At 66.5% G+C, this 6455-nt stretch carries 5 protein-coding genes; 1 reads left to right on the top strand and 4 read right to left on the bottom strand.

The genetic code is table 11. From position 1 onward, the window contains the following. Window positions 1–23: 23 nt before the first annotated feature. The 4 genes from SP5_RS13400 to trhO form a co-directional block, all read right to left on the bottom strand. A complete protein-coding gene (locus SP5_RS13400; RefSeq protein WP_084220692.1) occupies window positions 24–779 on the bottom strand; it encodes a class I SAM-dependent methyltransferase in 756 nt (251 codons plus the stop codon). A 1-nt stretch (window position 780) separates the two neighbouring features. Then, window positions 781–1908, bottom strand: a complete 1128-nt coding sequence (gene prfB, locus SP5_RS13395; RefSeq protein WP_042489628.1) for a peptide chain release factor 2 — start codon at window positions 1906–1908, stop codon at window positions 781–783. Window positions 1909–1973: 65 nt separating this feature from the next. Then, window positions 1974–4466 carry a penicillin-binding protein 1A gene (locus SP5_RS13390; protein WP_042489626.1) on the bottom strand — a complete coding sequence of 831 codons (2493 nt, stop codon included), beginning with the start codon at window positions 4464–4466 and terminating at the stop codon, window positions 1974–1976. A gap of 66 nt (window positions 4467–4532) precedes the next feature. Continuing rightward, a complete protein-coding gene (trhO, locus tag SP5_RS13385) occupies window positions 4533–5486 on the bottom strand; it encodes an oxygen-dependent tRNA uridine(34) hydroxylase TrhO (protein WP_042489625.1) in 954 nt (317 codons plus the stop codon). A gap of 169 nt (window positions 5487–5655) precedes the next feature. Here trhO and SP5_RS13380 point away from each other — a divergent pair, with 169 nt between their 5' ends. Further along, complete coding sequence (locus SP5_RS13380; protein WP_042489623.1) at window positions 5656–6351, top strand: aspartate/glutamate racemase family protein; 696 nt, start codon at window positions 5656–5658, stop codon at window positions 6349–6351. The last annotated feature ends 104 nt before the right edge of the window (window positions 6352–6455 follow it).

The raw sequence follows: 6455 nt of genomic DNA, 5'->3' as shown, positions 1-6455 counted from the left end.
AAGGACAAACGGGACTGTCCTTCCTAATTATCCTTCATGCGGCAGGGGCGGATCGCCTTGGGATCGGGACGCGGGCCGGTCGCGCGGAAGGTCGCGAGATAGCCGCCTGCCGAGGGCATGTTCTCGAACGACACCTGGGTGAAGCCGACCGCCTCGAACTCGCATTTCAGCAGCGCGGGCGGGGTGCCGTGCGCCTTGGTAAGGCGATCGGCGTCGACCACTACGACCAGCCCGTCGGACTTCAATGCGGGGAACAGCCGCCAGAGGAACTCATAGGGCTGTTCGATCTCATGATACATATGAACCATGAGAACGCGGTCGAAGCTGGTGGGCGGCAGCTTGGGATCGGCGGGCTCGCCCAGGCGGACGCTGACATTGTCCAGCCGCTCGCGCGAGACACGCTCGGCCAGCCGGTCGCGCCAGGCGGCGACGATATCCTCGGCCAATACGCGGCCCGTCTTGCCGACGCGCTGCGCCAGACGGACGGTATAATAACCCTCGCCCGCGCCGATATCGGCCACCGTCATGCCGGGACGGATCCTGGCCCGGTCCATGACCTGGTCCGCCTCGCGCAGGCGGTCGCGCGCATCCTCGCTTGACCAGCGCGACGAGACGACGTCGGCGACCGGCCGGTCCGCCGCCGGGAACGGGCCGACCTTGTCGTCGTCCGCGTCATCGCGCTGCTGGATCAGCGGTTTCGAGCCGTCGCACGCCGCCACCGCGCCCCCCAGCGCGATCACGAGTGCCGCCGCGAGCAAACTGCCCCCCCGCGCGCGCATCTTACTCCACATCCTCCACCGCGACCGCCTCGCCGGTCACGCGTTGCGACAGGGCCGCCGCCATGAACGCGTCGAGATCGCCGTCCAGCACGTCGCCCGGCGCGGTCGAGGTGGTGCCGGTGCGCAGGTCCTTCACCAGCTGATAGGGCTGGAGCACGTAAGAGCGGATCTGGTGGCCCCAGCCGATATCGGTCTTGGTCGCATTCTCGGCATCGGCCACCGCCTCGCGCTCGGCCAGCTCACGCTCGTACAGGCGGGCGCGAAGCTGGTTATAGGCCTCGGCCTTGTTCTTGTGCTGCGAACGCTGGTTCTGGCACTGCACCACGATGCCGGTCGGCAAGTGGGTGATACGCACCGCCGAGTCGGTGGTGTTGATGTGCTGGCCACCCGCACCGCTCGCGCGGTAGGTGTCGATGCGCAGCTCGCTCTCGTTGATCTCGACCTCGATATTGTCGTCGATCACCGGATAGACCCAGACGCTCGAAAAGCTGGTGTGGCGACGCGCGGCCGAGTCGTACGGGCTGATCCGCACCAGCCGGTGTACCCCCGATTCGACCTTGGCATAGCCGTACGCGTTCTCGCCCTTGACCAGCAGGGTCGCCGACTTGATCCCGGCCTGTTCGCCCGCATGATAGTCGATCAGCTCGACCTTCATGCCGTGCCGCTCGGCCCAGCGCGTGTACATGCGCTGGAGCATCCCGGCCCAGTCCTGGCTTTCGGTGCCGCCCGCGCCCGCGTTGATCTCGATATAGCTGTCATTGGCGTCGGCTTCGCCGGCCAGCAGCGCCTTGATCTTGTCGGCCTCGGCCTTCCTGGCGAGTTCGCCCAGGCTGGCGACGGCCTCCTTCTCGAGTTCCTCGTCGCCCTCCATCTCGGCCAGCTCGATCAGTTCGACCGTGCCCGACAGCTCGTTCTCGATCGCGCGGGTGGCGGTGATGGCCTCGTCCAGGCGGCGACGCTCGCGCATCACCTCCTGCGCCTGCTTGGGGTCGTTCCACAACGCCTGGTCCTCGACGCGCGCGTTCAGCTCGTCCAGGCGGCGCAGCGCGCGGTCCCAGTCGAGGAAGCGGCGCAGCAGCTCCAGGGCGTCCTTGATCGTGTCGACATGAGCCTGCGCTTCAGCGCGCATGAAAATTCTCCGAATCGGTCGTACGGCCGCCCAAACCGGACGGCAAAACGAATATGGGAAGCGGGCTAGTAGATTCCGCCTTCTCTTTGCAAGAAATCGCTGTCGCGCGGCGGCGCGGGCCTGGTCGGGCCGGTCGGCGTCGCGGGCGCCTCGGCGGCGGCGGCACGGCGCGCGCGGCGGCGCGGTTCGCTCTCCGGCTTGAACGCTTCCCAGATCACGGCGGGCTTGGGATCGTCGCCGGTCGGGAAGGTGCCATAGACCGGCCGCCCGCTCGCCCGGTCGATGCGGACCATGCGGATGCCGGGCGCGGCGCGGAAGGGCAGCTTCTCGAGTCCCTCATAGGCCCTTTGCGCGAACTGGTGGAAGATCGGCACCGCGATCGTCCCGCCCTGCGCATAGCCGCCCAGCGAGCGCGGATGATCGTACCCGATATACAGGCCGCCGACGAATTGCGGCGTGCCGCCGACGAACCAGACGTCGGTGGGGCCGTTATTGGTCCCGGTCTTGCCGAACATCGGGCGATTCAGGTCGCGCAGTCCGGTCGCGGTGCCGCGCTGGATCACGCCCTCGGTGATATGGACCATCTGATAGGCGGTCATCGCGTCGAGCACCTGCCGCTGGTGCGAGACCGGGCGCGGCATCGGCTTGCCGTCATAATCGGCGGCGTTGCAGCGGTCGCAGGCATGCCAGTTCTCCGGCCAGATCACCTTGCCGTGGCGGTCCTGCACGAAGTCGATCAGCGAGGGATCGCCGCCGCGCCCGTTATTGGCCAGGATCGCATAGGCATTGACCATCTGCCCCACCGTCGTCTCGCCCGCGCCCAGCGCATAGGCGAGATAGGGCGGGAAATCGCCGATCCCCATCTGCTTGATCATCGCGACGACGTTCTTCATGCCGACGGTCGAGGCCGTCCGCACGGTCATCAGGTTGCGCGACTGCTCGATGCCCCAACGCATCGTATGCGGCCCGGCACCCGCCGAATTGCCGAAGTTGCGGAAGCACTTCGTCCCCAGTCCGGCACCCTGGTCGACGCAGAACGGCCCGTCGACGATGATCGAGGCGGGCGTCATCCCCTGGTTCAGCGCGGCGGAATAGACGATCGGCTTGATCGTCGAGCCCGGCTGGCGCTCGGCCTGGGTGGCGCGGTTGAACGCCTGGAGCCGGGCATCGAAGCCGCCCTGCATCGCCAGCACGCGGCCCGTCGCGGGTTCCTCGACGACGAAGCCGCCCGAGATGCGCGGGATGGAGCGAAGCTGGAACTGCTCACCCGCGGGCGACACGGCGATGATGTCGCCGACCTTCAGCGCGCTGAACGCGGTGGCGGCCGTGCCCCGGCGCGGCATCTGCGCGAAGCTTCGCGGCAAGGTGCCGGTGCGGCCATTGGCGAAACCGATCGTCGCCTCGCGCGGATCCTTGGCGGTGACGATGCCTGCGCGCCAGTCGCGATAGTCGAGGCCGATATTGGTGTTCAGCAGCACCTGCTGCCAGTTGCCGTCCTCGATATCCTCGTGCCGGATCGGCCCGGACCAGCCGCGCCCGCCCTCGAACCGGACCAGACCGTCGCGCAGCGCTTCCGCCGCCAGGTCCTGCAACCGGGTGTCGAGCGATGTGCGCACCCAGAGGCCCCCGTCATAGACGCTGTTCGGCCCGCTCTCCGCCTTTTCGCCGTAGCGCTTGATCAGCTGGCGACGGACTTCCTCGACGAAATAGCCGCCGACCTGCGCATATTTGGGCGTGCGGCGCAGCACGGTGCCCAGCGGCTCGGCCATCGCCGCATCATATTGCGCGCGGGTGATGAAGTTGTTCGACAGCATCTCGCGCAGCACATAGGCGCGGCGCTCCAGCGCGCGGTCGGGGTGGCGGACGGGGTCGTAATTGGCCGGTCCCTTGGGCAGCAGCGCCAGATACGCCATCTGCCCCAGCGTCAGCTCGTCCAGTTCCTTGTCGAAATAGGCATGGGCCGCCGCCTCGACGCCGAACGCATTCCGGCCCAGCGCGATCTGGTTGAGATACAGCTCCAGGATTTGCGGCTTGGTCAGCGTATCCTCGATCTTATATGCGAGGATCGCCTCCTTGATCTTGCGGGTCGGCGAATAGGCGTCGCCGATCAGCAGGTTCTTGGCGACCTGCTGCGTAATGGTCGAGCCGCCGCGCGCGCGCCGCCCGGTGCCCCATTTCTTGGCATAGTCCAGCACCGCGCCCGCCAGACCCGGATAATCGACGCCGCCATGCTCGAAGAAGCTCCTGTCCTCCGCCGCCAGGAAGGCACGGACCAGGAGCGGCGGATATTCATTGTAGGACAGCTCGACCCGACGCTCGCGCGCATAGGACTGGATCGGGGTGCCGTCGATGCCGCGGACATGGGTCGGCAGCGGCGGCTCATAGGCCTTGAGCGCGTCGACCGAGGGCAGGTCGCGCATGAACACGAACCAGAATACGCCGCCGCCGATCGCCGCGAGCAGCACAAGGACGGCGAACACCCGCACCCACCAGCGGCGCCAGAGCGGGCGGCGCGGCGGTTCGGCAGGTTCGGGGGGGGAAAAGGTTTCGACGGCCATGGCTTTGCGGGGCTTCGTGTAGCAGGTTCGCCCCGGCTTGCCACCCGCCTGGGAATGGTTTGCGCGTCAGGGATGCGGCGGTTCGTCGCGCGCGCCGTCATCGGAGGCGTAGCGCGCGCCCACATGCGCCTGCCCCCGCGCCGCCGCCAGCTGTTCCTGCCGATGCCGTTCGGCATAGGCGGCCAGCCGCTCCGCGTCGCGCGTGCCATGGCAGGCGGGGCAGCTCACCCCCTCGACATAGAGCGGCGAGGTGCGATCCTCCGGACTGACCGGCATCCGGCAACCATGGCACAGGCCGTGACGGCCCTGCGCCAGCCCATGCCCGACCGCGACGCGCGCATCGAACACGAAGCATTCGCCGTTCCAGCGGCTCTCCTCCTCGGGCATCGTCTCCAGATATTTCAGGATGCCGCCGTCGAGGTGGAAGACGTCCGCCACTCCTTCGGCCTTCAGGAACGCGGTCGCCTTTTCGCAGCGTATGCCGCCGGTGCAGAACATCGCCACCTTGGACTTGCCCGCCATCAGTTCGTCGCGATGCTCGCGGAACCAGCCGGGGAAGTCGCGGAAGCTCTTGGTCCCCGGATCGACCGCGCCATCGAAGGTGCCGATCGCGACCTCATAATCGTTGCGCGTGTCGATCAGAAGGGTGTCGGGATCGGCGATCAGCGCATTCCAGTCCTCGCCCGCGACATAGGTGCCGACCTCACGCGTGGGGTCGATGCCCTCGACGCCCATCGACACGATCTCGCGCTTCAGCCGCACCTTCATCCGGTGGAACGGCATCGTCTCGGCGGTGGAATCCTTGTAATCGAGATCGGCGCAACCGGGCAGCGTTCGGATATGGCCCAGCAGCGCTTCGATCGCCTCGTGAGCGCCCGCCACCGTGCCGTTGATCCCCTCGCTCGCGAGCAGCAGCGTACCGCGAATGCCATTCGCCTCGGCCACGGCAAGCAAGGGTTCGCGGAGCGCGGCGGGGTCGGGGAAAGCGGCGAAACGGTAAAGGGCAGAGACGCGGATCATGCCCGCGCCTTTACGCGGATCGGGCGTAGGGAACCAGATGCTCAGCCATTGGGCCTCCACACAAGATAGTCGCGCTTCCCGAAAAGGATGGTGAAAAGGGAATGTGACAGGGTGCTCAAAACCCATATCAACTGGGCGAGAGGCGCATGAAGCAGGGACATATTAAAAGATGAAGATGATCGGGCTGATCGGCGGCATGAGCTGGGAAAGTTCCGCAGAGTATTATCGCATCCTCAACGAGGGGGTGCGAGACCGGCTCGGTCCGACCGCATCGGCCCGGTGCCTCCTGTGGTCATTCAACTTTGCGGAAATCGAGGACTTGCAGCATAGGGGCGATTGGCCGGGCCTGACGACGCGCATGATCGACGCGGCACAACGCCTCGAAGCGGGCGGCGCGGACGTGCTACTGATATGCACCAACACCATGCACCGGATGGCGGCCGACGTTGAGGCCGCGGTGGGCGTGCCGCTCCTCCACATAGCTGATCCCACGGCCGAATGCATCAAGGCGGCCGGCGTTAAGACGGTCGGACTGCTCGGAACCGCGTTCACGATGGAACACACCTTCTACAAGGGGCGGCTAATCGATCAGCATGGCCTCAACGTCATCGTCCCAGACGACGAGGACCGCGCTACCGTCCATCGCATCATCTATGAGGAGCTGGTCGCCGGTAAGATCCTGCCGGCGTCGCGTGATGCCTACCGCGCGGTCATTGCTCGCTTGGTTGAGAACGGCGCGGAAGCGGTGATTCTAGGATGTACCGAAATCATGCTGCTGGTTCGGCCAGAAGACAGTGAGGTGCCAATTTTCGACACGACCGCTCTCCACGCGGCAGCGGCGATCGAGATGGCGTTATCCAGCTGACCGCCGGGTTCCCACAAACGAACGACCAGCGAGACGGCCGGGGCATTCCCACAGGGATGGTGTTTTGGGAAGATCGTCGGTCATAGGGGCTTCGAAGGCACCCC

This window comes from Sphingomonas parapaucimobilis NBRC 15100 (genome assembly GCF_000787715.1).
Classification (GTDB): Bacteria; Pseudomonadota; Alphaproteobacteria; order Sphingomonadales; family Sphingomonadaceae; genus Sphingomonas; species Sphingomonas parapaucimobilis.
This window is presented reverse-complemented; position numbering and strand designations above follow the sequence as displayed.

Excerpts from the sequence above, each read along its gene's own strand:
- SP5_RS13400 (WP_084220692.1), bottom strand. The coding sequence starts at position 779 with ATGCGCGCGCGGGGGGGCAGTTTGCTCGCGGCGGCACTCGTGATCGCG.
- SP5_RS13380 (WP_042489623.1), top strand. The coding sequence starts at position 5,656 with ATGAAGATGATCGGGCTGATCGGCGGCATGAGCTGGGAAAGTTCCGCA.
- SP5_RS13390 (WP_042489626.1), bottom strand. The coding sequence starts at position 4,466 with ATGGCCGTCGAAACCTTTTCCCCCCCCGAACCTGCCGAACCGCCGCGC.
- prfB (WP_042489628.1), bottom strand. The coding sequence starts at position 1,908 with ATGCGCGCTGAAGCGCAGGCTCATGTCGACACGATCAAGGACGCCCTG.
- trhO (WP_042489625.1), bottom strand. The coding sequence starts at position 5,486 with ATGATCCGCGTCTCTGCCCTTTACCGTTTCGCCGCTTTCCCCGACCCC.